General features: G+C 56.6%; 27 protein-coding genes. 18 read left to right on the forward strand and 9 right to left on the reverse strand.

Annotation, left to right across the window (positions count from 1 at the left end):
* Nucleotides 1-17: 17 nt before the first annotated feature.
* Nucleotides 18-755, forward strand: a complete 738-nt coding sequence (gene phbB / locus B9Z49_RS05410) for an acetoacetyl-CoA reductase (protein WP_108352409.1) — start codon at nucleotides 18-20, stop codon at nucleotides 753-755.
* A gap of 75 nt (nucleotides 756-830) precedes the next feature.
* On the opposite strand, the gene B9Z49_RS05415 is transcribed toward phbB, so the two are convergent.
* Both B9Z49_RS05415 and B9Z49_RS05420 read right to left on the reverse strand, forming a co-directional pair.
* Nucleotides 831-1,751, reverse strand: coding sequence for an SPFH domain-containing protein (locus B9Z49_RS05415; protein ID WP_108352410.1), 921 nt, complete (start codon nucleotides 1,749-1,751; stop codon nucleotides 831-833).
* Nucleotides 1,752-1,787: 36 nt separating this feature from the next.
* Nucleotides 1,788-2,207, reverse strand: coding sequence for an NfeD family protein (locus B9Z49_RS05420; protein WP_108352411.1), 420 nt, complete (start codon nucleotides 2,205-2,207; stop codon nucleotides 1,788-1,790).
* A 324-nt stretch (nucleotides 2,208-2,531) separates the two neighbouring features.
* Here B9Z49_RS05420 and B9Z49_RS05425 point away from each other — a divergent pair, with 324 nt between their 5' ends.
* The gene (locus B9Z49_RS05425; RefSeq protein ID WP_233254519.1) at nucleotides 2,532-3,614 is read left to right on the forward strand and encodes an NAD(P)H-binding protein; all 1,083 of its coding nucleotides are present in this window, start codon (nucleotides 2,532-2,534) and stop codon (nucleotides 3,612-3,614) included.
* A gap of 18 nt (nucleotides 3,615-3,632) precedes the next feature.
* On the opposite strand, the gene B9Z49_RS05430 is transcribed toward B9Z49_RS05425, so the two are convergent.
* Nucleotides 3,633-4,658, reverse strand: a complete 1,026-nt coding sequence (locus tag B9Z49_RS05430; protein ID WP_199224992.1) for a protochlorophyllide reductase — start codon at nucleotides 4,656-4,658, stop codon at nucleotides 3,633-3,635.
* Entirely contained in the window at nucleotides 4,655-5,602 is a 948-nt protein-coding gene (bchC, locus tag B9Z49_RS05435) for a chlorophyll synthesis pathway protein BchC (RefSeq protein ID WP_108352412.1), read from the reverse strand. Before bchC (B9Z49_RS05435) ends, B9Z49_RS05430 begins: the two co-directional genes overlap by 4 nt.
* Nucleotides 5,603-5,855: 253 nt before the next feature.
* On the opposite strand from bchC (B9Z49_RS05435), the gene B9Z49_RS05440 reads away from it, so the two are divergent.
* Nucleotides 5,856-6,719: an alpha/beta fold hydrolase gene (locus B9Z49_RS05440; RefSeq protein WP_158273427.1), complete on the forward strand. Its 864-nt coding sequence runs from the start codon at nucleotides 5,856-5,858 to the stop codon at nucleotides 6,717-6,719.
* On the opposite strand, the gene B9Z49_RS21515 is transcribed toward B9Z49_RS05440, so the two are convergent.
* Entirely contained in the window at nucleotides 6,691-7,053 is a 363-nt protein-coding gene (locus B9Z49_RS21515; RefSeq protein WP_146188467.1) for a hypothetical protein, read from the reverse strand. The two genes, B9Z49_RS05440 and B9Z49_RS21515, sit on opposite strands and share 29 nt — an antisense overlap.
* 84 nt (nucleotides 7,054-7,137) lie before the next feature.
* On the opposite strand from B9Z49_RS21515, the gene B9Z49_RS05445 reads away from it, so the two are divergent.
* The 15 genes from B9Z49_RS05445 (at nucleotide 7,138) to B9Z49_RS05510 (ending at nucleotide 21,232) form a co-directional block, all read left to right on the forward strand.
* Nucleotides 7,138-8,067, forward strand: coding sequence for a polyprenyl synthetase family protein (locus tag B9Z49_RS05445; RefSeq protein ID WP_108352414.1), 930 nt, complete (start codon nucleotides 7,138-7,140; stop codon nucleotides 8,065-8,067).
* Nucleotides 8,068-8,085: 18 nt separating this feature from the next.
* Complete coding sequence (locus B9Z49_RS05450) at nucleotides 8,086-9,273, forward strand: methyltransferase (RefSeq protein ID WP_108352415.1); 1,188 nt, start codon at nucleotides 8,086-8,088, stop codon at nucleotides 9,271-9,273.
* 61 nt (nucleotides 9,274-9,334) lie between these two features.
* On the forward strand, nucleotides 9,335-10,288 hold the full coding sequence (bchC, locus tag B9Z49_RS05455; RefSeq protein WP_108352416.1) for a chlorophyll synthesis pathway protein BchC: 954 nt from the start codon (nucleotides 9,335-9,337) through the stop codon (nucleotides 10,286-10,288).
* Nucleotides 10,285-11,295, forward strand: a complete 1,011-nt coding sequence (locus tag B9Z49_RS05460; protein ID WP_108352417.1) for a chlorophyllide a reductase iron protein subunit X — start codon at nucleotides 10,285-10,287, stop codon at nucleotides 11,293-11,295. The genes bchC (B9Z49_RS05455) and B9Z49_RS05460 overlap by 4 nt, the downstream gene beginning before the upstream one ends.
* Nucleotides 11,296-11,299: 4 nt before the next feature.
* Nucleotides 11,300-12,865, forward strand: coding sequence for a chlorophyllide a reductase subunit Y (gene bchY / locus B9Z49_RS05465; RefSeq protein ID WP_108352418.1), 1,566 nt, complete (start codon nucleotides 11,300-11,302; stop codon nucleotides 12,863-12,865).
* Nucleotides 12,865-14,331 carry a chlorophyllide a reductase subunit Z gene (gene bchZ / locus B9Z49_RS05470; protein WP_108352419.1) on the forward strand — a complete coding sequence of 489 codons (1,467 nt, stop codon included), beginning with the start codon at nucleotides 12,865-12,867 and terminating at the stop codon, nucleotides 14,329-14,331. The genes bchY and bchZ overlap by 1 nt, the downstream gene beginning before the upstream one ends.
* 147 nt (nucleotides 14,332-14,478) lie before the next feature.
* Entirely contained in the window at nucleotides 14,479-14,622 is a 144-nt protein-coding gene (gene pufB, locus B9Z49_RS05475) for a light-harvesting antenna LH1, beta subunit (RefSeq protein WP_108352420.1), read from the forward strand.
* 22 nt (nucleotides 14,623-14,644) lie between these two features.
* The gene (locus B9Z49_RS21520) at nucleotides 14,645-14,869 is read left to right on the forward strand and encodes a hypothetical protein (RefSeq protein ID WP_146188468.1); all 225 of its coding nucleotides are present in this window, start codon (nucleotides 14,645-14,647) and stop codon (nucleotides 14,867-14,869) included.
* Between the two features lie 13 nt (nucleotides 14,870-14,882).
* Nucleotides 14,883-15,077, forward strand: a complete 195-nt coding sequence (locus B9Z49_RS05480) for a light-harvesting protein (RefSeq protein WP_158273428.1) — start codon at nucleotides 14,883-14,885, stop codon at nucleotides 15,075-15,077.
* A 123-nt stretch (nucleotides 15,078-15,200) separates the two neighbouring features.
* Nucleotides 15,201-16,028, forward strand: a complete 828-nt coding sequence (pufL, locus tag B9Z49_RS05485) for a photosynthetic reaction center subunit L (protein WP_108352422.1) — start codon at nucleotides 15,201-15,203, stop codon at nucleotides 16,026-16,028.
* A gap of 21 nt (nucleotides 16,029-16,049) precedes the next feature.
* Nucleotides 16,050-17,024, forward strand: coding sequence for a photosynthetic reaction center subunit M (pufM, locus tag B9Z49_RS05490; RefSeq protein WP_108352423.1), 975 nt, complete (start codon nucleotides 16,050-16,052; stop codon nucleotides 17,022-17,024).
* Complete coding sequence (pufC, locus tag B9Z49_RS05495; RefSeq protein WP_108352424.1) at nucleotides 17,021-18,040, forward strand: photosynthetic reaction center cytochrome PufC; 1,020 nt, start codon at nucleotides 17,021-17,023, stop codon at nucleotides 18,038-18,040. The genes pufM and pufC overlap by 4 nt, the downstream gene beginning before the upstream one ends.
* A gap of 63 nt (nucleotides 18,041-18,103) precedes the next feature.
* Nucleotides 18,104-18,814, forward strand: coding sequence for a spheroidene monooxygenase (locus B9Z49_RS05500; protein ID WP_108352425.1), 711 nt, complete (start codon nucleotides 18,104-18,106; stop codon nucleotides 18,812-18,814).
* A complete protein-coding gene (crtD, locus tag B9Z49_RS05505; protein ID WP_108352426.1) occupies nucleotides 18,807-20,360 on the forward strand; it encodes a 1-hydroxycarotenoid 3,4-desaturase CrtD in 1,554 nt (517 codons plus the stop codon). The genes B9Z49_RS05500 and crtD overlap by 8 nt, the downstream gene beginning before the upstream one ends.
* Nucleotides 20,361-20,398: 38 nt before the next feature.
* Nucleotides 20,399-21,232, forward strand: a complete 834-nt coding sequence (locus B9Z49_RS05510) for a carotenoid 1,2-hydratase (protein ID WP_233254520.1) — start codon at nucleotides 20,399-20,401, stop codon at nucleotides 21,230-21,232.
* A gap of 5 nt (nucleotides 21,233-21,237) precedes the next feature.
* Here the strand turns inward: B9Z49_RS05510 and B9Z49_RS05515 are convergent, their stop codons facing one another.
* Genes B9Z49_RS05515 through B9Z49_RS05530 form a run of 4 tightly spaced genes read right to left on the reverse strand, consistent with a single transcriptional unit; the run spans nucleotide 21,238 to nucleotide 23,891 of the window.
* On the reverse strand, nucleotides 21,238-22,167 hold the full coding sequence (locus tag B9Z49_RS05515) for a short-chain dehydrogenase/reductase (RefSeq protein ID WP_108352427.1): 930 nt from the start codon (nucleotides 22,165-22,167) through the stop codon (nucleotides 21,238-21,240).
* Nucleotides 22,168-22,180: 13 nt separating this feature from the next.
* Nucleotides 22,181-22,633 carry a DUF2269 domain-containing protein gene (locus B9Z49_RS05520; RefSeq protein WP_108352428.1) on the reverse strand — a complete coding sequence of 151 codons (453 nt, stop codon included), beginning with the start codon at nucleotides 22,631-22,633 and terminating at the stop codon, nucleotides 22,181-22,183.
* A complete protein-coding gene (locus B9Z49_RS05525) occupies nucleotides 22,623-22,832 on the reverse strand; it encodes a hypothetical protein (RefSeq protein WP_108352429.1) in 210 nt (69 codons plus the stop codon). Before B9Z49_RS05525 ends, B9Z49_RS05520 begins: the two co-directional genes overlap by 11 nt.
* Nucleotides 22,833-22,838: 6 nt before the next feature.
* Nucleotides 22,839-23,891, reverse strand: coding sequence for a phytoene/squalene synthase family protein (locus tag B9Z49_RS05530; protein ID WP_233254521.1), 1,053 nt, complete (start codon nucleotides 23,889-23,891; stop codon nucleotides 22,839-22,841).
* Between the last annotated feature and the right edge of the window lie 5 nt (nucleotides 23,892-23,896).

Consider the following 23,896-nt stretch of genomic DNA (forward strand, 5'->3'; position numbering starts at 1 on the left):
ATAACAAGGAGACAATCATGAGTCAAAAAGTAGCGTACGTCACAGGCGGCATGGGCGGTATCGGGACCGCGATCTGCCAGCGCCTTCACCAAGATGGTTTCAAGGTCATTGCCGGTTGCGGCCCGACCCGGGACTTCACCAAATGGATCGACGAGCAAAAAGCGTTGGGCTTCACCTTTTACACCTCGGTGGGCAACGTGGGCGATTGGGACTCCACCGTCGCTGCATTCACCAAAGCCAAAGAAGCGCATGGCGTCATTGATGTGCTGGTGAACAACGCAGGTATCACCCGGGACCGCGTGTTTTTGAAGATGACGCGCGAAGACTGGGATGCGGTGATCGATACCAACCTTAACTCGATGTTCAACGTGACCAAGCAGGTCGTACCAGACATGGTGGAAAAAGGCTGGGGCCGCATCATCCAGATCTCGTCGGTCAACGGCAATAAGGGGCAGGCAGGCCAGACCAACTATTCGGCCGCCAAAGCGGGCATGCACGGTTTCTCGATGGCCTTGGCCCAAGAGATGGCCACCAAAGGCGTTACCGTGAACACCGTCAGCCCCGGCTACATTGGCACCGACATGGTCAACGCCATCCGCCCTGATGTGCTGGAGAAAATTGTGGCCACTGTGCCCGTCAAGCGTCTGGGTAAACCCAGCGAAATCGCCTCGATCGTGGCTTGGTTGGCCAGCGAAGAGGGTGGTTACGCCACGGGCGCGGACTTCTCGGTCAATGGGGGTTTGCACATGGGTTGACGCCCTGCCTGCAGGGTCGTAGTCACAAAAAAACCCGCCTCGGCGGGTTTTTTTGCGTCTGCATGTGCATTCAGGTCAATGGCCCAGTTGTTTCCCTGTGCCCACCATTTGCATGGCTGAGGCGATCAAGCCAGACACTTCCGTCATGTTGCCCGGCACGATGAGGGTGGTCTTGGCGTCTTGCGCCACCTTGCTGAAGGCCTGCACGGCTTGCTCGGCCACCTTCAGCTGCACCGCCATTTCACCGCCGGGTTGCCGGATGGCGCTGGCAATGCGCTCAATGGCTTGCGCGGTGGCATTGGCCATTTCGGTGATGGCGGCAGCATCGCCTTGGGCCTTGTTGATGGCTGCTTGCTTTTCACCCTCGGATCGGGCGATGAAGGCTTCTCGCTCACCCGTGGCGATGTTGATTTGTTCTTGGCGTCGCCCTTCGGATGCGGCGATCAGGGCACGTTTTTCGCGCTCGGCGGTGATTTGTGACTGCATGGCCAACAAAATTTCCTTGGGCGGTGTCAGGTCCTTGATTTCGTAGCGCAGCACTTTCACGCCCCAGTTGAGCGCCGCTTCGTCGATCGCGGCCACGACCTGCGCGTTGATGATGTTGCGCTCCTCAAAGGTTTTGTCGAGTTCCAACTTGCCGATCACGCTGCGCAGGCTGGTTTGGGCCAGTTGCGTCACGGCCACGATGTAGTTGGACGAGCCGTAACTGGCCAGTTTGGGATCGGTCACCTGAAAGTAAAGGATGCCATCCACTTGCAACTGCGTGTTGTCGCGGGTGATGCAAATCTGGCTGGGCACATCCAGAGGAATTTCTTTCAGGCTGTGCTTCTGGATCACTTTGTCAACAAAGGGCACCACAAAGTTCAGGCCTGGTGCCAGGCTGGCATGGAATTTACCCAGCCGCTCCACCACCCATGCCTCTTGCTGTGGCACGACCTTGACGGTCTTGACGATGAACAGGATCGCGATGATCACGAGAATGGCAGCGATTTCCATGGATGGATTTCCTTTGAAGTGGTTAGAGCGACGTGCTCACGTTTTCTCAAGCACCAAACGGTTACCCGCCATGGCTTGAATTCGGTAAACCCCTGGAGTCGCGGTCTGGCCTGGTGCCAGCACCGCAGTCCAAGCCGCACCACGGTGTTTGACTTGCGACGTGCCCATGGCATCCCATGCCTCGACTTCTACGGTGGCACCCAGGTCAAGAAATTGGTCATCGGCTTGGGTGGCGGTGGTCACCTGGCGTTGACGCCATTGGCCCAGCAGCAACGCGCCTGCGCCACCGACGAGGGCAGCCGCCACCAGCTGCGTGCTGATGTTGTAACCCGCCATGGCGGCCAGTGCTCCCGCCACAGCGCCCAAGCCCAGCATCAGCAAGTAAAACGTGCCAGTCGCCAGTTCCAATGCCACCAAGGCGCCCGCCAGAACCCACCACATCGTTGTGTCGTTCATGCCTGTCCTTTCTGTTTTGATGCACGCATTGTCGTGGCTTTGTGCATGGGTCTTTATAGACCAGCCCGTGGGGCATGCTTCCCTGGGCAGCCCAAGCCCTGCACATGGCAAGGATAATCACGGCCCCTGCATTTCCCTGAACCCCGACGTGTGTGCCTGTTGCTCGCGCCCATGCTGCGCTTTGGCCGAACTGCTGCGAGGGATCGAAGGGCAAAGGTTGGTCATAATGATTTGATATTTTTTTAAGCTGGTGTGCTGGCACGACGAAGCGCAACGGCAAGATTCAAAGTCAATTATTTTTTGACCCTGTTGGGAGTTCACGGCGTGACCATTGACGAAACTTCGAGCCCTGAATGGTGTTCTACCACCCATGCACTTTCACCCATTCACGACCTGGTGAATGATGGCGTGGTTACTGTTCCGATGCGTGTGCTTTTGTTGGGGGCGACGGGCACGATTGGGATGGCCACCGCGCGGGCGCTGGTTCAACGGGGTCACCAAGTGGTGTGCCTGCTCAGGCCGCGCCGAAGTGATCAACATCTGAAAGCCAAAGCAGCGCCGCCAGAAAGCTTGGCCGGGGTCACGGTTTTGTGGGGGGATGCGGCCGATCCAGAAGTTTGGAAACAGCCGTCTTTCACGCAAGCCCGTTTTGATGCGGTGGTTTCTTGCATGGCCTCGCGCACGGGTTCTCCTCAAGACGCGTGGCGAGTCGATCACCAGGCCCATGTAGACGCGCTGAAAGCGGCACAAACTATGGGTGTGAGGCATTTTGTGCAACTGTCGGCCATCTGTGTGCAAAAACCCTTGTTGGCGTTTCAACATGCCAAGCTGGCTTTTGAGAAAGCCTTGATCGAATCAGGCATGACCTATTCCATCGTGCGCCCAACCGCTTTTTTCAAATCGCTGTCGGGCCAGCTTGATCGTGTCAAAAAAGGCAAGCCGTTTTTGATTTTTGGCGACGGGCAGTTGACCGCCTGCAAGCCCATCAGCGACGACGATTTGGCGGATTTTCTGGTGGGGTGCCTGGACGATGTGTCGCGGCATAACCAGACCTTGCCCATCGGCGGGCCGGGGCCTGCCATCACGCCGCTGGCGCAGGGCGAGCATTTGTTTGCTTTGTTGGGAATGCCGCCGCGTTTCAAGCGTGTTCCGGTGGGCCTGATGGACGCCATCGTGGGTGTGTTGAGCGTGTTGGGCAAGCTCATTCCAGCTGCTGCGGACAAGGCCGAGCTGGCCCGCATTGGGCGGTATTACGCCACCGAGTCCATGTTGGTTTGGGACGCTGCAGCGCAGCGCTACGATGCGCAGGCCACCCCCTCACACGGTTCACAAACGCTGTTCCATGCTTATGCCCGTTGGGTCAAAGGGGAGGGCGTGCCCGATCGCGGGGAACACGCCGTTTTTTAAGTAGCTTTGTGCCGCGCTTCAGGCCGACAAGCCCGTGAGTTTTTCGCTCAACGCCCACAAGCGGATGCCCAAACTTTCTTGAGTCGCTTTGGCCGACAGCTTTTGTGCAAAAGCGGGTCGCCCCGGGCGCTGGCGGTTGCCCCAACTCCAATGCACGCCCGAAGTAGAAAAATCGGCGTCGACCACCACTTGCGCCACGCGCTCACCCGCCAAGGCTTGGCTGACATAGCCCTTGGTGATGTTCTTCTGGAACCAAGGAAAGATGCGTTGAAAGGCCAAAGGCGTGTCGCGAAATAAAGCGGTATCGGCCACGCAACCGGGGTACACCGTGCTGCACACCAGCCCAGTGGATTCGTGAAATCGGCGGTGCAACTCTCGGCTGATGATCATGTTGCAGAGCTTGCTGTCTTTGTAAGCCTTGCCGGCCTTGAAGGGCTTGGCGTCGATCATGGCCACCGGGTCCAGAAAGCCTTGCTCCAGACCTGCCAAATCGCCCAGGTCGGCCGGGGCGGGAATGGGCACTTTGCCGCCAAATTCTTCGGAGTTGGCCGTCACGGTGCCCAAGGTGATCAGCCGCGCACGGAAAGCCGGTTGTTGGGCCCGTTCCTGCTCTTGAGTGCTGAGCAGCAAATCCATCAACAAGCGGCTCAGTAAAAAGTGCCCCAGGTGGTTGGTGGCCACGCTGAGTTCGTAGCCTTCGGGTGAACGGGCAGGCGTCTTCAGGCGCGGCTGGTAAGACGCGGCGTTGTTCAGTAAAGCATGCAGGGGCCAGTCAAGAGCCAAATAGGCCGATGCAAAATCACGCACGCTTTGCAAGGACCCCAAGTCCAAATGCATGAGCGAGAAGTGGCCTGCGGGCAGTTGCATCTCGGCGGCGACGCGCTGGGCCTTGGCCAGGTCTCTGCAGGCCATGACCACATGCCAGCCGAGCTGGATGAGCGAAGCGGTGGCATACAGACCGACACCCGACGAGGCACCGGTGACGATCACAATGGGGCTGAGTGGTTGGTTCGTGGGGGTTGAAGGGGCAAGGCGCATGTTCATCGCCAGTCGATCACCATTTTCAAGCACTCAGGGTCACCAAAGGCCACCTCATAAGCGAGTTGGGCGTGATCGGATTTTTCAGTATGGGTCAGCAAGCCGTCCAGGGGCAAGGCGCCGTCGTGGAACATGGCGACCACCGCGTCGAGGTCGTGTTTTTTCCATTGCGCGGCGACGCGCACCGTGGCTTCGCGCATGAAGGCGGGGGCGTAAGCAAAGGACAAGTCCTGTTTGTAAAAGCCGGCCAAAACCACTTCGCCGCCAGGGGCCATTTTGGCAATCACTTTGTTCAAAATACTGGCGTCACCGCTGACATCGCAAATGCAGCGGTAGTCTTTGCGCACATCTTGGTCGGGGTGGATGACGTCGTAGCCGAGCGCGCCTTTTTGCCTGACCGCTTGGGTTTCCCAGACCACCGGTGCAGGCCGACCTGCGGCCACCACCATGCGCGCCAACAGTCGGCCCATGATGCCGTGGCCAATGATGAGGTCGGGGTAGGCCAAAGGCATGGCTTCGCGGCCCACGGTGAACACATGGTGCGCCGTGGCGGCCAAGGCCAGCAGCACGCCCTTGGCACCCAGGGCCGGGTCCAACTTGACGGCCCGTTCATGCGGTACCACTAAACGCTCACCCGATCCGCCAAAAATGTTTTGTACCCCTTGAAATGCGTAAGAGCCGGGTAAAAACACCACGTCACCGACGGCCAAGTCCGTGACTTCATCGCCTATTTTTTCGATGGTGCCCACGGTTTCGTAGCCCGGCACCAAGGGGTAGGACAAGCCCGGAAAGGGCGGCATGGTGCCCTCCCACAGCAAGCGTTCGGTGCCGGTGCTGATGCCGCTGAACGACACCGCCACCTCCAAGTCGCGGGGGCCCATGGGGGCGAGTTCCAATTCACGAACACTCAAGGATTGGGGCGCTTCAAAAACAATGGCTTTGGCTTTCATGGGGGACATTTTGACGCACTTGAAAATTTCTCGCAGTCACGTCCATCTGCCTGCACATGCATGACACAGGGACGCGAAGTTCACCGCACACTCGAGCTTTTGGGCCGACTGCGAGCCCGTCAGTCACCCTTTGTTTTACCCACATAATGGGCCGTGAAAAGTAGACATACAGGTTGGCAGCATGACGATGAAATGGTTGTTTATGGGCGTTTTGATTCTGGCCGCTTTGGTTTTCGCATTCTGGACTTCAGACATGCCCGCATCTGAGCTGGAGAAACGTTATGCCAAGCCCTCGCTGGCGGTGCTAGAAGTCGATGGTTTGAACATTCGTTACAAAGACACTGGGCCCAAGAGCGCACCGGTGCTGTTGTTGTTGCATGGCTTTGGCTCCAGTTTGCAAACTTGGGACAATTGGGCTGCCCAGCTGGACCCGCATTACCGCGTGATCAGGCTCGATTTGCCCGGCTTCGGCTTGACGGGCCCCAGCCCGGTGAACGATTATTCAGAAGAAAAAGATTTGGCCACCTTGACCCATTTCGTGGACAAGCTGGGGATTGCCGAGCTGTCGGTCATTGGCCACTCCATGGGCGGCAAAATGGCTTGGACATTCGCGGCTGCCCAAGGGTCACGCGTCAAGGCTTTGGTCTTGATGGCGCCTGACGGGTATCCCCAAGCCGAAGACATAGGCTCCAAACCCTATGCCATGCCAGCGGTCATGGGTTTGATGAAGTTTTTCTTGCCCAGGTACTTGGTTCGAAAATCACTGGAACCTGCCTTTTTCGATGCCACGGCCTTGGACGAACGCTTGGTTGATCGCTACCAGGACATGCTCAGAGCACCGGGTGTTCGAGGGGCTATTTTGGAGCGAGGCCAACAGACGATTTACACCGACCCCGTGCCCCGTTTGAAAAAAATCACCGCCCCGACATTGCTCCTTTGGGGGCAAGCGGATCGCATGATTCCCAGCAGCAATGCCCAAAGCTATGCGGGTGTTTTGGCGGACTCCCAAACCGTGTTGCTGCCCAATCTGGGGCATTTGCTGCAAGAAGAGCAGTCGCATCTTGGCTTGGCCCAAGTCACCCAATTTCTCAACAAAAATCTGCAAGCAGTGAAATAAAAGGCTTTTTGTGCCAATGCTTGAGCACCGTCACATGGCTTGAGAAATCCTGATTTCGCGCCATGCCCCAGCCCAGAGGGCGCAGCAGCGCAAGGCCAGCAACTGGCCAGCGTAGATCCAGGATCGGGTCACTCAGCCCCGTCTTTTTTACAGACAGCGCCGACGTGGTGTCGGCGCAACGCATTGGTTGGGATGCACTCGTACCGTTCACCCGCCTGAAAAAACATCCCTCAGCCCTGCACACCGTGCGCTTGCGGGGCCAAGCGGCTTTTGCAGTCGGGTTGGTTCGACGGCGCATGCCAGCCAAATTCGGCGCAAAGCCGAGTGTCAACATGTATTGACAACCCGTTCAGTCTTGCTATATTGACATCTGGGTATGTCATGTTTTATTGACAGGCTCCTTAATCAAGGGGGATGTATGGGTCTGATGACGCGAGCAGAAGAGGCGCTTAAGTTTTACTTCAACGCTGCGGCCGGGGTGGGTGCGCCGCCAAGGTTACAGGCCGCTATGGCGCATGCTGTCTTTTCTGGCGGTGCGCGGATTCGGCCGCAACTGTGTTTGGCCGTGGCCACAGCTTGTGGGGATGATGCCCCGGAATTGACCAATGCCGCCGCCGTGGCTTTGGAGTTCATGCACTGCGCTTCGCTGGTGCACGACGACATGCCCATCTTTGACAATGCCGATTTTCGGCGCGGCCAACCCACGGTGCATAAGGCCTTCAACGAACCGTTGGCCTTGTTGGCTGGGGACGGCTTGATCGTCATGGCTTACCAAGTTTTGTTGCGGGCAGGACGCCAGCACCCTGAGCGCTTGTTGGACTTGATGGACAACCTCTCGCGCGGCGTGGGTTTGCCGTACGGCATTGTGGCGGGACAGGCTTGGGAATGCGAAACCACCGCTGATTTGGCCCAATACCAACGTGCAAAAACAGGGTCTCTGTTTGTCTCTGCAACCTGTGCTGGCGCCATTGCCAGCGGACATTCGCCTGAGCCTTGGGCGCCTTTGGGGGCCTTCTTGGGTGAGGCCTATCAGGTGGCCGATGACATTCGCGATGTGTTGGGTGATGTGGCCAGTTTGGGCAAACCCGTGGGGCAAGACACGCTCAACGAGCGCCCCAGTTCTGCCCAAGCCTTAGGTTTGGACGGCGCCATTCAGCACTTTGATGGGCTCATCGCGCAAGCCGCCCAAGCCATTCCGGATTGCTCTTGCCGCGACATGCTCCGCCAATTGGTGATGCTGGAGTCCGAGCGCTTGGTGCCCAAGTCCATGTGTGAGAGCTATCGGAAAAAAGGTTTGGACTTACAGGGTCCAAAAGCCAAAAAATCATCCTCTGCCTTGGCCCGTTAACCCTCACTCAAGCCTGCCATGACTCAGCCTGCGGACATCACCCATACGCCTTACTCCTTGCCTGACGTGACGACATGGCATGACCGTTTTCTTCAATGGCTTGAACGCTTGTATGCCAGCCCCAAGCTTTACCAATGGTCCTTGAGCAACCCCTTGACGCGTTGGATCCCGCGGCGACGCACACAAAAGTTGTTTGATTTGATGTCGGGCTTTGTTTATTCGCAGGTTTTGCTGGGCTGTGTGCGCTTGGATTTGTTCAAAATTCTGCAACAAGCACCGGCTGACTTGAAGCAAATCTCGCATCGCGTTGGCGTTCCCGAAGCCGTCTTGCAGCGTTTGTTGCTGTCTGCAGTGTCTTTGGGTTTGTTGGAATTCAGAAGCCAAGCCCGCTATGGACTGGGCCCGTTGGGCGTGCCTTTGGCGATCCACCCCGGTATTGGCGCCATGATTGAACACAACCATTTGCTCTATGGCGACATGCAAGATCCCTTGGGTTTCTTGAAGAACGCTTGGCAGGGCGGCATGGCCGAGTATTGGCCCTATGCGCACGACGATCAGGCCGCTGACCGTGCAGCGCAAGACAAGTTCAGTCGGTATTCCGATTTGATGGCTGCATCGCAAGGTTTTGTGGTCCAAGAAATTTTGTCGTCCTATGCTTTTGATGAACACCGGTGTGTGCTGGATGTGGGCGCGGGCAAGGGGCGGTTTGCCAGTGAGTTGGCCAAGCACGCGCCTCACTTGTCTCTTCAGTTGTTTGATTTGCCTCCGGTCTTGGCCTTAGCCAAAGCCCATGTCAACGCACAGGGCTTGCTTGACCGGATGCGCTTGAGTCCTGGCAGCTTCCTGCACGACCCCTTGCCCCAAGGCGCCGACCTGGTGACCTTGGTTCGGGTGGCCCATGACCATCCCGATGAGGTGGTCAAACTCTTGCTTAAAAAAATCCACGCCGCACTGCCCGTGGGAGGCGTCTTGCTTTTGGCTGAGCCCATGGCCCAAACACAGTCAGGCGCACAGGATGGCTACACACAATCGGATGCCTATTTCCACTTTTACCTGCTGGCCATGGGGGCGGGTCGATTGCGTACCCCAGAAGAGTTGATGCGTTTGATGCAAGAGGCGGGATTCGCACAAATCGAGCGCGTTCCCAACACCATGCCCATTCATGCGCAGATTCTCTTGGGGCGCAAGCGTCAGTGTTTACCCTAAAATTTCCCAATTAATGTAAATCTTGTTTGACACCGATCAGTGTAAGTTCAACAATACAGTCATGAAATCAACCGCAGTCGTTTTTGACCAACCCAGACAGTTGTCCTTGCAGGCCTTAGCCCTGCCGCAGCTGCAAGCGGGTGAAGTGGAAGTCGCCGTGCTGTACAGCGGCATCAGCACCGGGACTGAGCGGATATTGTGGGACGGCAGCATGCCGGCATTCATGGGCAGCACCTATCCCTTAGTGCCCGGCTACGAGACCGTGGGTCAGGTGGTCAAAGCGCCACTGGGCGCGAAACTCAAAGAAGGTCAAACGGTTTTCGTGCCCGGCGCCAATTGCTTCACGGGCGTTAAAAGCCTGTTTGGAGGAGCAGCCTCTCGTTTGGTCGTGTCAGATCAAAAGATTTTCCCCATCGCTGACCAATGGGGGCCGGATGCTGTTTTGTTGGCGCTGGCTGCAACGGCCTACCACGCTGTATCGGGTGGCGGTGGGCAAGAACCTTTTGCCCCGCCCGACTTGATCGTGGGTCACGGCGTGATGGGCCGCTTGCTGGCACGCCTGACAGTGGCTGCCGGTTTTGCCCCCCCTACTGTTTGGGAAACACAAGCTGAGCGCGCCCTTGGCGCTGAAGGCTACACCGTCATTCGGCCAGAAGACGATGACAACAGGGCTTACCAAGCCATTTATGACGTTAGTGGGGACACCCTGCTCTTGGACACTCTGATCCAAAGAATTCGCCCCGGTGGTGAGTTGGTGTTGGCGGGTTCGCTCCATCAAAACTTGCAATTCTCGACAGCCCAAGCCGTTTTGCGCGAAGCCCGAATTCGCTTGTCCGGTGAATGGAAACGTCCTGATTTGTTGGCGATTAACCAGTTGGTTGACACCGGCCAACTGTCTCTCAAAGGTTTGATCACGCATGTTCAAACCGCCCAATCTGCCACCGCTGCTTACGAAACAGCATTCGGTGATGTTGCTTGTCTAAAAATGGTCCTGGACTGGAGCGCCCACGCATGAAAACACACACCACGCCCACCGAGCAAGCGATTCAATTTGTCGATCGCCTTCGCAATGAGGCTGCTCAGAATCCAGAGCCCGTCAGCACCCAAGCACCTACCAAAGAGACGCAAATCATCGCCATCTACGGCAAAGGCGGTATCGGCAAAAGCTTCACGCTGGCTAACCTCAGTTACATGATGGCCCAGCAGGGCAAGAAAGTGTTGCTGATTGGTTGCGACCCAAAAAGCGACACCACCAGTTTGTTGTTTGGTGGTCGTGCATGCCCCACCATCATTGAGACATCTTCCAAGAAAAAATTGGCGGGTGAAGCCGTTGCCATTGGCGATGTTTGCTTCAAACGCGATGGCGTTTACGCCATGGAATTGGGTGGACCCGAGGTCGGGCGCGGCTGTGGTGGCCGCGGCATCATCCACGGGTTTGAGTTGCTAGAGAAACTGGGCTTTCACGAGTGGGGCTTTGACTATGTGCTGCTCGACTTCTTGGGCGATGTGGTCTGCGGCGGCTTTGGTCTGCCCATTGCACGCGACATGTGCCAAAAAGTGATTGTGGTGGCCAGCAATGATTTGCAGTCACTGTATGTCGCCAACAACGTGTGCTCAGCGGTTGAATACTTCCGCAAGCTCGGTGGCAACGTGGGTGTGGCCGGCATGGTGATCAACCGCGACGACGGCACGGGTGAGGCTGCTAACTTTGCCGAGAAGGTGGGTATCCCCGTGTTGTCCACCATTCCTGCCAATGAAGACATCCGCAGAAAGAGCGCCAGTTACGAAATCATCGGTCGCCCAGAATCGGTTTGGGGCCCCATGTTTGCCGAACTGGCTGCCAACGTCCACACATCAGTGCCGATTCGTCCCAACCCTATGACACAAGACCAGTTGTTGGGCCTGTTTGCAGCTTCAGCTGTAGGTCGCGATGTGGTGCTGGAGCCAGCCACTCAATTTGACATGTGCGGCAAGACAGACACCAGCAAGCCCACGCTCGAAGTTGTGTACGACGAAGTTTGACATCATGAGCAAAACGATTCCCATCGTCCCAGCCTCTCAAGCCCCGGTGGGCATGAGCACAACCATCGAGGGTGATGGCATGGGTTGCCATTCGGGTGGCGAAAAAATGCTCGCGGCCGCCAAAGTCTCAGGCAAGTCTGAAGTGTTGGCGCAATATGCCAAGGACTATCCGGTGGACCCTAAAGCGGGTCCGCACGATCAGCCGCAAAGCATGTGTCCTGCCTTTGGCTCACTGCGCGTGGGCCTTCGCATGCGCCGTACCGCCACCATTTTGTCGGGTTCGGCTTGCTGCGTGTATGGCTTGACTTTCACCTCGCATTTTTATGGCGCACGGCGCAGTGTCGGCTACGTGCCTTTCAACTCAGAGTCCTTGGTGACGGGTAAGTTGTTTGAAGACATTCGCGAGACTGTTTACGACCAGGCTGATCCCGAAAAATACGACTGCATTGTGATCATCAATTTGTGCGTTCCAACTGCCAGTGGCGTGCCCTTGCAGTTGCTGCCCAAAGAGATCAATGGCGTTCGCATCATCGGTGTCGATGTGCCAGGTTTTGGCGTGCCGACACACGCAGAAGCCAAAGATGTTTTGGCCGGTGCCATGCTGAAATATGCGCGCGAAGAAATTGTGGCAGGCCCCGTTCAAGCACCCCGCACAGGTCGATCGGACAAACCCACCATCACCATGATTGGTGAAATGTTTCCCGCCGATCCCATGATCATTGGGCGCATGCTGGAACCCATGGGCCTTGCAGCTGGCCCAGTGGTGCCCACACGCGAATGGCGCGAACTGTATGCAGCACTTGATTGCGCAGCGGTTGCCGCCATCCACCCTTTCTACACCGCGAGCGTCCGCGAATTTGAAGCGGCGGGGCGCCCCATTGTGGGTTCAGCTCCGGTGGGCCACGACGGCACAGAAGCTTGGTTACAAGCCATCGGCAACGCGGCCAATGTGCCTCAAGCCCAAATTGACATGGTCAAAAACATCATGCTGGGTGCCATCAAAGGCGCCCTGGCCAAGTCACCCATTAAGGGTCGCATCACGCTCAGTGGCTATGAAGGCTCTGAGTTGTTGGTGGCACGTTTGCTGGTGGAGAGTGGTGCTGATTTGCGCTATGTTGGCACGGCCTGTCCAAAAACGCCTTGGAGTGCAGCGGATTGTGAATGGCTGCAGGCCCACGGTGTGCATGTGCAATACCGTTCATCGCTGGAGCAAGACTTGGCCGCCATGCACGAGTGGAAGCCCGATCTGGCGATTGGCACCACACCCGTGGTGCAAGCGGCCAAAGAGCTCAGCATTCCAAGCCTGTATTTCACCAACCTTATTTCTGCGCGTCCCTTGATGGGCCCAGCGGGTGCAGGCTCATTGGCGCAAGTGATCAATGGCGCGATTGCCAACAAGTCGCGCTTTGATGAGATGAAGGCCTTCTTTGGCGACACCGGGACAGGACATGCAGCAGGCGTGTGGGAAGCCTCGCATGGTGTGCCGCAAAACCGCCCTGAGTTTGAAGCCGAAACACGCAGACAGCTTGAAAAGCTGGCCAAAAAACGCAAAGCGGAGGCCATGATCTGATGCTAGTTCTTGACCACGATCGCGCAGGTGGCTATTGGGGTGCGGTGTATGTCTTCACCGCCATCAAAGGCTTGCAAGTTGTCATTGACGGCCCCGTGGGCTGCGAGAACTTGCCTGTGACTTCGGTCCTGCATTACACCGATGCCCTGCCACCTCATGAGCTGCCGATTGTGGTGACGGGTTTGGCTGAAGAACAATTGGGTCGCGAAGGCACCGAAGGCGCCATGCGCCGTGCGCACGCCACGCTCAACCCTGATCTGCCCTCTGTGGTGGTGACGGGCTCGATTGCTGAAATGATCGGCGGCGGCGTCACGCCCGAAGGCACCAACCTCCAACGATTCTTGCCGCGCACCATCGACGAAGACCAGTGGCAATGCGCCAACCGTGCCATGTACTGGCTCTGGCAGCAATACGGCATCAAGCATGTGCCCAAGCGTGAGCGTAAAGAGGGCGAACGTCCTCGCGTCAACATCATCGGGCCCAGCTACGGAACCTTCAACTGCCCGAGCGATTTGGCTGAAATTCGCCGTTTGGTGCAAGGCATTGGCGCCGACGTCAACATGGTTTTCCCATTGGGTTCACACCTTGCAGATGTTTCGCGTTTGGTCGAAGCTGATGTGAACATTTGCATGTACCGCGAATTCGGCCGCATGTTGTGTGAGGCGCTGGAGCGTCCTTATTTGCAAGCGCCTATTGGGTTGCACAGCACCACCAAATTTCTGCGCTCTTTGGGTGAACTGCTCGGCCTCGACCCTGAGCCGTTTATCGAAAGAGAAAAACACAGCACCATCAAACCCATTTGGGATTTGTGGCGGTCTGTGACACAAGACTTTTTTGGCACCGCCAACTTTGGCGTGGTGGCCAATGAAACCTACACACGCGGCATTCGTCACTTCTTGGAAGACGAAATGGGCCTGCCCTGCAACTTTGCCATCTCGCGCATCGCTGGTGCCAAAACAGACAACGCAGAAGTGCGCAAACTGGTCACCGAAAAAACACCACTCATTTTGTACGGCAGCTACAACGAGCGCATTTATTTGGCCGAGTGTGGCGGCGGCGGGATGATGAAAACCAGTTTCATACCGGCCAGTTTTCCCTTGCCGATTATTCGTCGCCATACCGGAACGCCGTTCATGGGTTATGCCGGTGCAACTTACATTATTCAAGAGTTTTGTAACGGTCTCTTCGATGCCCTTTTCCATATCTTGCCCTTGGGTACAGAGATGGACAAGATCGAAGGCACCTTGGGTCGCTCTGCGCCCAACACCACCGTGCCTTGGGAGCCCGAGGCGCAAGACAGATTAGAGGCTTTGCTGGAACAGCAACCTGTATTGGTTCGAATTTCAGCAGCCAAACGCATGCGCGATCAAGCGGAGCGAGATGCACGGGAAACCGGCCGCTCTCTTGTGGAAGCAGAAAGATTCACAGAATTGTTCGGAAAAGCGAATGAAGGAGCACATGCATGAAAGATGTGCACTTGAATTCGGTGGCCCGATCAATCCTTCGGCCTGGCCGAGGGTCCACCTGTTGCGGTGTCAAAGCCACAACAGTCCGTCCTGAACCCGCAAGGGTTCAGGGAGTTGCCGTAAGGCATATTGAAAGAGGCACAAACTATGACTGATGCATCTAACCCGTCAGGGTTGACAGACCAGGAAGCCCAAGAGTTCCACACGTACTTCACACAGGGTTACCTGTTGTGGGCCGCTGGCGCTTTTTTCGCCCACAGCTTGGTGTGGATCTGGCGTCCCTGGTTTTAAAGACCAAACAACGGAGGTAAATATGACCCACCCGAACAAAAGTACTGCAAGCGCTCATGCCCATGGCTATTTACATGGTTATGGCGTGGTGTTTGTTTTGCTCTTCTTGGTGTTCATGGTTCTCGCTTTGGCGGGACAGTTGATGGTACTGAATTGGCGCAACTGGCTCCCTGGAGCAGAAGGATCAACGAACACTTTTGACGGTGTGACGTCTTCTGTTTACACCGTTATTTCTCAATTAAATTGAAAAGGAAATGATTATGTGGCGCATTTGGCGAGTGATAGATCCCCGCATGGCAATCCTGAGTGTAGGACTCTTGATTGCTTTTGTCTCAACAACGATCCACCTGATTCAAATCAGTGGCGATCGTTACAGCATCAACAACTGGCATCCCGATACGGCCAAGATGGCGGCGAAAGCTCAGCCACAGAACGCGGCTTTGCCGCAAAAGTAAGGACCCTTGGTCTTTATTCAGACAGACGTACATCGCTCACATTGAACGGTACGTCTGTCCTTTTATTAAAAAATTGAAGCCTACAAGACCTCACAAACAGTCACCCGGTCGGAGGATGCAACCATGTCCATGTTAAGTTTTGAACGCAAATACCGTGTGCGCGGCGGTACCCTTTTTGGGGGCGACCTGTTTGATTTCTGGGTCGGTCCTTTTTACGTTGGGTTCTTTGGAATCACAACCTTGTTTTTTGCCCTATCGGGCACCCTGTTGATTTTGTGGGGCGCGGCCATGGGGCCCACCTGGAACGTCTGGCAAATCAACATCGCACCGCCAGACCTCTCTTATGGGTTGCGATTTGCACCCATGATGGAAGGGGGCTTGTGGCAACTCATCACGGTGTGTGCCCTGGGCTCATTTGTCTCGTGGGCGCTTCGGGAAGTTGAAATTTGCCGCAAATTGGGCATGGGTCTGCATGTGCCTGCGGCCTTTTCCATGGCCATCTTGGCGTATTTCAGTTTGCAAGTGGTGCGTCCCGTGTTGATGGGTGCCTGGGGACATGCTTTCCCTTACGGTATCTACAGCCACTTGGATTGGGTGAGCAACACCGCTTACCAGTACCTGCATTTTCACTACAACCCATGGCACATGATTGCTGTGACTTTTTTCTTTGCAACGGTGCTTGCGCTGTCCATGCACGGTGGCTTGGTGCTCTCAGCAACCAACCCCGGAAAAGGTAAGACCGTGAAGACGCCTGAGCATGAAGACACGTTCTTTCGTGACCTGATCGGGTACTCGGTGGGCACCCTGGGCATTCACCGCTTGGGCTTGTTTTTGGCGCTCGCCGGTGTTTGGTTTGGCATTGTCTGCATTGTGGTCAGCGGACCTTTTTGGACCGGGGCTTGGCCTGAATGGTGGAGCTGGTGGCTGAATATGCCTATCTGGCGCACTTAATTAAAAAGAGAGGAAATTGAAATGGCTCAGTATCAGAATCTTTTCACCTCAGTGCAGCCGGTAGGGCCCTTGCACGACGGCGTTGACTTGCCCCGCGGGGACGCCAAGCGATTGGGAAAACCGTTTTTGGTGCATCTGCTAGGTCGCATTGGCAATGCCCAGATCGGCCCCGTTTATTTGGGAACGCTTGGACTGGCGTCCTTGATTTTCGGCATCGCTGCTTTCAACATCATTGGTTTCAACATGTTGGCGTCTGTAGACTGGAATCCAATTCAGTTGCTGCGTCAGCTATTTTGGCTTGCGCTGGAGCCACCGCCTCCGGCCTATGGTTTGAGTATTCCCCCCCTTGCTCAGGGAGGATGGTGGCTCATTGTTGGCTTCATGCTCACTGTGTCAATTTTGCTGTGGTGGGCAAGAACATACCGACGCGCTCGTCAATTGGGCCTGGGAACACATGTGGCGTGGGCTTATGCTGCAGCCATTTGGTTGTATCTGGTGTGCGGTTTTTTCCGTCCGATCATGATGGGCAGTTGGTCCGAGGCGGTGCCTTTTGGCATCTTCCCTCACCTGGACTGGGTGTCTGCCTTGTCTCTGCGTCACGGCAACTTGTTTTACAACCCCTTCCACGCGCTGTCGATCGTCTTCTTGTACGGGTCGGTTCTGCTGTTTGCCATGCACGGCGCCACCATTTTGGCGGTGACTCGGTATGGCGGAGAGCGCGAGATCGAGCAAATTGTGGACCGCGGAACCGCCTCTGAGCGTGCTGGCTTGTTCTGGCGCTGGACCATGGGCTTCAATGCCACGATGGAGTCCATCCACCGTTGGGCTTGGTGGTTTGCTGTGCTGTGTCCGTTGGTTGGCGGCGTGGGTATCTTGTTGACTGGCCCCGTGGTGGATAACTGGTACCTGTGGTCGGTCAAACACCATGTGGTCCCTGCATATCCCTTGGTCAGCCCAGTCGTCCTCGATCCTGCATTGATGGGAGTCAAACCATGAAATTATTGTCAAAATTAGCGCTGTGCTTGGGTGCCGCCGTGCTGCTGTCGGGCTGTGAACGGCCGCCGATTGAAACGGTCCAAACAGGCTACCGTGGAACGGGCATGGAGCAAATCTACAACCCAAGAACCTTGGCCAAGGAAGCCGCTTTGAACCAAGCGCCCGTCGCGGCAGAAGCCGCGTCAGCAGACGGTCCCAAAGCCAGCGAGGTTTATCAGAACGTGAAGGTTCTGGGAGATTTGAGTGTGGGCCAATTCAACCGTCAAATGGCGGCCATCACGCAGTGGGTCGCACCTGATCAGGGCTGTGCTTACTGCCACAACGTTCAAAACTTTGCAGATGACAGCATGTACACCAAGGTGGTGGCCAGACGCATGATTGAAATGACCCAAAAAGTCAATCAGGACTGGAAGACCCACGTGGCGGACACGGGTGTGACTTGTTACACCTGCCACCGTGGCAACAACGTACCCACCCAAGTTTGGAATGCACCCAAAGACCGCAAGTACGCGAACAGCTTGTTGGGTAATTTGGCGGGCCAAAACATTGCCACCAAAGAAGCTGGACTGTCTTCGTTGCCGTTTGATCCTTTCACGCCTTTCCTGAAAGACGCTTTGCCTATCCGGGTCAATGGCAATGAGGCGATGGCAGGTGTGGGCTCCTACGCCAACCGTGCATCGACCAAGCAAACGGAGTACACCTACTCTTTGATGGTGCACATGTCTGATTCCTTGGGTGTGAACTGTACTTATTGCCACAACACACGCAACTTCCAATCTTGGGAGGAATCCAGGCCTCAACGGGTGACCTCTTGGTATGGCATTCGGATGGCGCGTGAATTGAACAACGATTACATGACGCCCCTGACCGATACCTTCCCTGCGCACCGCTTGGGCCCCAAGGGCGATGTCGCCAAAGTCAACTGCACCACTTGCCACCAAGGCGCTTTCAAGCCTCTTTATGGTGCGCAGATGGCCAAAGACTATCCTGAACTTCAAGTCGTAGCAAAGCCTTAAACTCTGGAATTCACAAGGCCTGCACCTGTTGTGGTGCAGGCCTTTTTTACGGAAATTGGGCACATGCATTTGGGACCAACAGAACCTGTTAATGGTCAAGTGGTTGTGATCTTGCTGGCTGACATCGTTCAGACTTCCAGGTGGTGGGGCTGGTGGCGCATTGTCCAAGGTTCAGCCGCTTTGCGCAGCGTGCCTGGCTTGCTTTTTGCCAAGTTGCTGGGCAGTGGACACGAGGGTGGCTTTGGATTGAAACCCAGTGCATCCCGACAAGGTTTGTTTGCCTTGTTTGATTCAGCACAAACAGCCGATGATTTCGTGGCGCATGCGCAATGGGTTCAAAATTACCAGCAGAGATCTGCAGATTTTTGCTGCGTCAAACTTCAAACATGGTCATGTCGTGGCACTTGGGATGGCTTTTCGCTGGGTGCAGTGGCACCGGAACCGACCGATGGGCCTGTGGCTGCCCTCACAAGGGCTTCGATCAAGCTCAGCAAAGCCCCGGCTTTTTGGCGACATGCGCCCCCGTCTGAGCGCGCCCTTGAAGGGGTCCATGGCTGTCAATTGGCAGTCGGCCTTGGTGAGGCGCCTTTGCTCCGACAAGCGACCTTCACCATCTGGGACAGCGTGGCCGACATGAACGCCTATGCGCGCACAGGCGCCCATTTGCAAGCCATTCAGGCGGCCGCGCAACACGGCTATTTTGCCGAGTCCATGTTTGCCCGGTTTGTGCCATTGCAGGTGCAGGGCCAGTGGCAAGGCAAGTCCTATGCTTAAGACCCGTCAAACCCCGCGTGTGGTGGTGGTGGGTGCGGGCATTGGGGGATTGGTGAGTGCCCTGGTTTTGGCTCACAACGGGCTGGATGTTACGTTGCTTGAAAGTGCCAGCACCCCCGGCGGCAAAATTCGGCAAGTGCAGGTCGACGGCGTCGGCGTGGATTCCGGCCCCACGGTGTTCACCATGCGTTGGGTGTTGGACCAGATGCTGCAAGAGTTGGGCACTTCGCTGAAAGATATTTTGCAACTCGAGCCCATTGGGGTTTTGGCGCGCCATGCTTGGGATGGCAGTTCGTCAACACTTGATCTGTATGCCGACACGTCCCGCACGGCCGATGCCATCGCCCAATTCAGCAGCCCCCAAGAGGCGAGGCGCTTTTTGGGCTTTTGTGAACAAGCTCGAAATTTGTACAACACCCTGGAAAAACCATATATCCGAAGCGAACGCCCTGACCTGCTCAGCATGGTGGGCGATTTGGGTTTGAAGGGTATGGCCACACTGACGGGCTTGGGCCCATTTGCCAGTTTGTGGCGCAGCCTGGGACGGCACTTTCACGATCCGCGTTTACAGCAGCTGTTTGGTCGTTATGCCACGTATTGCGGCTCTTCACCCTGGTCTGCACCCGCCACGTTGATGCTGGTGGCGCAAGTGGAGCTCGACGGCGTGTGGTCGGTTTCAGGCGGCATGCACCGTGTGGCGCAGGCGCTGGCTCAGCTGGCTGAAAACCGGGGTGTGACGCTGCGTTACAACAGCCGCTGCGAGCGCATTGAGACGGACGGTGCCCGAGTGACTGGCGTGCAGCTGGCATCGGGCGAGCGGGTACCCGCCGAGCATGTGGTTTTTAATGGCGATGTTGCGGCGCTGGCCCAAGGCCTGTTGGGTCAAGACTTGCGTGACCGCTTTGCGCCTGTGCCGCCAGCGCAGCGTTCTTTGTCGGCATTTACCCTGTCCATGCATGCGCAGACCCAGGGTTTCGACCTGGTGCGGCACAACGTTTTTTTCAATCAAGACTACCGCCGTGAATTCGATGATATTTTTAACAAACGCAATTTACCCACACAGGGAACGGTCTATGTTTGTGCACAAGACCGCAGCGATCAAGGTCTGGCTCAACCGGGCTTGGAAAGGCTGTTGTGCTTGGTCAATGCGCCTGCGGATGGTGATGCGCGCACATTCAATTCTTCGGAGGTTCAAGCATGCGAATCGAACAGTTTGGCGCTGATGCGCCGCTGTGGCTTGGAAATAACAGCCTCGCCCCAGCAAGTGGTGCGCACCTTGCCACAGGACTTTGCCCACCTGTTTCCAGGCAGTGGGGGAGCACTCTATGGCCAAGCGACGCACGGTTGGATGTCGGCCTTTGCGCGCCCCAGTGCGCGCAGCAAAATACCGGGCTTGTATACAGCGGGGGGCAGCGTGCACCCGGGGCCGGGCGTACCGATGGCAGCCATGTCGGGGCGTTTGGCGGCCGCGACGCTGATGGCGGACCTCGGTTTGACCAAACCGTCGCGCCGGGTGGTTATCTCTGGTGGTACGTCGATGCGCTGAGTGATGATGGCCAGCACGGCCTGACCATCATCGCTTTTGTGGGCAGTGTGTTTTCGCCTTATTACGCCTGGGCGCGCCGCCAAGGCGGTGGTGTGGCCGATCCCGAAAATTTCTGCGCCTTGAACGTTGCGCTGTACGGCAAAGGTGGCAAGCGCTGGACCATGACCGAGCGGGGGCGTCAACACACGTCGCGCAGTGCACAGCAATTCAACATTGGGCCCAGCAGCTTGCATTGGGATGGCCAAGCCCTGACGATCGACATTGACGAAATCAATGTTCCATGGCCCATGCGTGTGCGCGGTCGCGTGACCGTTCGCCCAGAGGGTCTTTGTCGTTTTGTCACGCCTTTGGACAACGCTGGACGGCACCGTTGGGGCCCGATTGCGCCCTGTTCGCGCATCGAGGTGGACATGAGCAGCCCGGGCCTGAGCTGGCGAGGTCACGCTTACATGGACTCCAACGAAGGCGACGAACCGGTGGAAAATGGATTCAATGACTGGGATTGGGCGCGTGCAGAGATGGCCCAAGGCGATACCAATGTGGTGTACGACGTCAGGCCTTTGACGGGCCCTGGGCGGGTGGTGGCTCAGCGATTTTCGCCGGATGGTAGCCACGTGGCCTTCGACGCGCCGCCGCGGCATGCTTTACCCTCATCGGGCTGGCGTATTGCCCGCAACATGTCCAGCGAAGCGGGCCATCCCCCAGAAATCATCAGCACTTTGGAAGACACGCCTTTTTATGTGCGTTCATTGGTGCGCACCCAATGGCAGTCTGAGCAAGTGACTGCGGTGCACGAGTCTTTGGACATTCCCCGGCTGGTTTCATGGCCTGTGCGATTCATGTTGCCTTGGCGCATGCCCAGACGGGCTTGAACGCGTCAGCTTTTTTGCCGGGCCCGCTGTAGAGTTCGTTCGCGTTCTCGGGGGCCAAAGCTGGAGGCCAAAGCCCCTTCAGAGGCCAAACCCTCCAAGTAAAGGGCCTCAATTTCAGGGGCTGCACGCAGCAATTGGCGTTCTGCAAAAGGCATGTGCAAGAGGGCCCGCAATGCAAACAAAATGCGCATCCAACCGGGCAGCCACACCCTTCGCTCTCGCTTGGCCATCGCACGCACAATGGCACGCGCTGCATCTTGTGCCGATGATTCGCCGTTCAACGGGCCCGGCATGGTGGCGCGTAAGCGAACAAAACCAGGGTGCAACGCCCCTTCTGTGACCAAGGGTGTGCGCACCCACCCGGCGTGCAAGACGCCCACGCCGACGCGATGTGCTGCCAACTCAATGCGCCATGAATTGCCCATGGCTTCTACGGCCGATTTGCTGGCTGCGTAGGCCGACATCACCGGTGGGTGGGCAAACGAAGACACGGAGGCATTGATCAAGACATAGCCTTGCTGCTGCATCAGGGCTGGCAAGGCCGCTCGCACGGTGTTGAAAACACCAAAAACATTCACTTCAATACAGCGACGCCAAGCGTTCGGATCGATATGGGCCAAAGGTCCAAAAGCGGCCACCCCCGCGTTGGCAAATACCACATCGATTTGGCCATGTATTGACAGTGCTTTGGACACCACTTCGTGCATGGCGTCGAGCTGTGTGACATCGGCCACACAATGCAAGGTGTTGGGACCACAGCGCAGCGCCATGTCGGCCAAGGGCGCTGCGTCACAATCCACCAAAACCGGTGTACCGCCTTGTGCCATCACCTCCAAGGCCGTGGCCGCACCGATGCCAGAGGCCGCACCTGTGATCAACACCACATGCTTGCTTTTGCCCCAATAGGGCTTGAATGTGGGCTCAGTCGCGGTCATGCCAAGGACTGTTTCAAGCAGCTTTGGTGACCATGAGGTAAACAATGGGCAGCGGCAACAAGGTGGCAATCGCGCCCGAAATTTGCCAGATGCGTGACAAACGCCAATAGTCTTCGCTCAAGGTGGTACTTTTGCGCAGCAAGGCGCGTTGTTTGAGTTGAATGGGCACCAAGACACCGATCCAAATCAATCCAGAAAAACTGAGCAAAACATAGGACCATTGAATCCAAAGCTGGTTGGCCTCACCGCCAAAAGAGTGGGCCATCAGATGACCTGTCCACACCACGCCCACGGCACCTGTCAAGGTGAACAAAACATCGGTGATCAATACCAAGCGGTTGCTGAAGCTAATGATGGTGTGGTTGCGCGTGCGTTCGGCCAACAAGGCCCAGATACCGCTGATGATCACATTGCCTAAAAACAAGCAAGCACACACCAGGTGCAAAATTTTCAGATTAACCTCCATCTGTTCCTTTCTCAGTGCCCGGAGGTTCTGAGCCCGGTTGAGCGGACTTATTTGAAGCGGATGAGGGCTCTGCACGAGCTTTTTTTTCGTTTTCCAGACGTGTGATTTCTCGGGCTTTTTTCAAATCGCGCCATTGCCAGACGAAAAACAAAACGCCCGCGATCAGCAGCACCAGGACTTCAATGACTTTCAGTGACACGACCGTTCAGCGCTCCGCTCTTTCACGTTGCTCTAATCGGCTGAACAAATCCACCATCCAAGCCACGCGTTGATCGAAGCTTCGAGACGGCACAGTCCAAGGCAACTGGATGGCCAATGCATGCCTCTCGCAGCTGACGATGTCTACCAAATAATGGATGGCGGGTACGGGACTCAAAGGGACATCGGGTAATGCTGGTGCCTTGACTGCCACGGCGGTCGCTTTGGCAATCAAGGCCAGTTTGCGCGCTGTTGAAACCACCGTGCGGTGGTTCACAGAGTTGAGGCCTTCACGGTCTAATTGTTTGCCAATTTCGGCATAGACCAAACGAGCGGCCTGTATCGCAGGGCGGCAATCCCAGGGCAATTCAGCCAAACCAAATTCACCGCGGCGGTACAGTGCGTCTGCACGCAACAACAAGCGCTGGGTGAAACCCGCAATGCGTGAATCAAAAACAGGCTTAGCCAACCAAGCGTCTGCGTCCATGCCAATTTCGCGGAACCATGCGCGTGGAATATACAAGCGCCCCATGCGCGCGTCGTCACCAATGTCTCTGGCAATGTTGGTCAATTGCATGGCCACGCCCAGCTCGCTGGCGCGTGCAATGGCCGTATCGGTGCTCGCCCCCATGATGATGGACATCATGGCGCCGACGGTGCCCGCAACTCTGGCGCCATAGGCTTCCACATCGGCCAGAGTTTCGTAACGGCGGCCTTGCGAGTCCCACAAGAAACCATCCAACAAGGCCTCCAGCAAGCCACAGGGAATACCGTAGCGATGAACCACCACAGTCAAAGCGCGGTCGGCGTCTTCGGTGCCGGGACGTCCAGCATAAATGGCCGCTAAGCGCGACTTCAAATCAGCCATGGCCAAAACCGGGTCATCGCCATCGTCAATCGCGTCATCGGCCAAGCGGCAAAACGCGTAGAGCGCAATCGCGGGTGGTCGCAAACGGGCTGGCAGCAACCTGGAAGCTGCAAAAAAAGATTTGGAGCCACCGCGCATCAGTTCTGTGCAGGCCTCCAAGTCATAAGACAAAGCCACTGGCGTAAATTTCAAGCTTG

This window comes from Limnohabitans sp. 2KL-51 (genome assembly GCF_003063645.1).
Classification (GTDB): Bacteria; Pseudomonadota; Gammaproteobacteria; order Burkholderiales; family Burkholderiaceae_C; genus Limnohabitans_A.

Bases quoted from the DNA above. Each gene is read 5' to 3' on its own strand.
- B9Z49_RS05520 (WP_108352428.1), bottom strand. From the start codon at position 22,633: ATGGAGGTTAATCTGAAAATTTTGCACCTGGTGTGTGCTTGCTTGTTT.
- B9Z49_RS05430 (WP_199224992.1), bottom strand. From the start codon at position 4,658: ATGAACATGCGCCTTGCCCCTTCAACCCCCACGAACCAACCACTCAGC.
- pufB (WP_108352420.1), top strand. From the start codon at position 14,479: ATGACTGATGCATCTAACCCGTCAGGGTTGACAGACCAGGAAGCCCAA.
- B9Z49_RS05440 (WP_158273427.1), top strand. From the start codon at position 5,856: ATGCCCGCATCTGAGCTGGAGAAACGTTATGCCAAGCCCTCGCTGGCG.
- B9Z49_RS21520 (WP_146188468.1), top strand. From the start codon at position 14,645: ATGACCCACCCGAACAAAAGTACTGCAAGCGCTCATGCCCATGGCTAT.
- bchC (WP_108352416.1), top strand. From the start codon at position 9,335: ATGAAATCAACCGCAGTCGTTTTTGACCAACCCAGACAGTTGTCCTTG.
- B9Z49_RS05445 (WP_108352414.1), top strand. From the start codon at position 7,138: ATGGGTCTGATGACGCGAGCAGAAGAGGCGCTTAAGTTTTACTTCAAC.
- B9Z49_RS05500 (WP_108352425.1), top strand. From the start codon at position 18,104: ATGCATTTGGGACCAACAGAACCTGTTAATGGTCAAGTGGTTGTGATC.
- bchC (WP_108352412.1), bottom strand. From the start codon at position 5,602: ATGAAAGCCAAAGCCATTGTTTTTGAAGCGCCCCAATCCTTGAGTGTT.
- B9Z49_RS05450 (WP_108352415.1), top strand. From the start codon at position 8,086: ATGACTCAGCCTGCGGACATCACCCATACGCCTTACTCCTTGCCTGAC.
- crtD (WP_108352426.1), top strand. From the start codon at position 18,807: ATGCTTAAGACCCGTCAAACCCCGCGTGTGGTGGTGGTGGGTGCGGGC.
- B9Z49_RS05415 (WP_108352410.1), bottom strand. From the start codon at position 1,751: ATGGAAATCGCTGCCATTCTCGTGATCATCGCGATCCTGTTCATCGTC.
- B9Z49_RS05480 (WP_158273428.1), top strand. From the start codon at position 14,883: ATGTGGCGCATTTGGCGAGTGATAGATCCCCGCATGGCAATCCTGAGT.
- pufC (WP_108352424.1), top strand. From the start codon at position 17,021: ATGAAATTATTGTCAAAATTAGCGCTGTGCTTGGGTGCCGCCGTGCTG.
- B9Z49_RS05420 (WP_108352411.1), bottom strand. From the start codon at position 2,207: ATGAACGACACAACGATGTGGTGGGTTCTGGCGGGCGCCTTGGTGGCA.
- phbB (WP_108352409.1), top strand. From the start codon at position 18: ATGAGTCAAAAAGTAGCGTACGTCACAGGCGGCATGGGCGGTATCGGG.
- bchY (WP_108352418.1), top strand. From the start codon at position 11,300: ATGAGCAAAACGATTCCCATCGTCCCAGCCTCTCAAGCCCCGGTGGGC.
- B9Z49_RS05460 (WP_108352417.1), top strand. From the start codon at position 10,285: ATGAAAACACACACCACGCCCACCGAGCAAGCGATTCAATTTGTCGAT.
- B9Z49_RS05515 (WP_108352427.1), bottom strand. From the start codon at position 22,167: ATGACCGCGACTGAGCCCACATTCAAGCCCTATTGGGGCAAAAGCAAG.
- B9Z49_RS21515 (WP_146188467.1), bottom strand. From the start codon at position 7,053: ATGTTGACACTCGGCTTTGCGCCGAATTTGGCTGGCATGCGCCGTCGA.
- bchZ (WP_108352419.1), top strand. From the start codon at position 12,865: ATGCTAGTTCTTGACCACGATCGCGCAGGTGGCTATTGGGGTGCGGTG.
- pufM (WP_108352423.1), top strand. From the start codon at position 16,050: ATGGCTCAGTATCAGAATCTTTTCACCTCAGTGCAGCCGGTAGGGCCC.
- pufL (WP_108352422.1), top strand. From the start codon at position 15,201: ATGTCCATGTTAAGTTTTGAACGCAAATACCGTGTGCGCGGCGGTACC.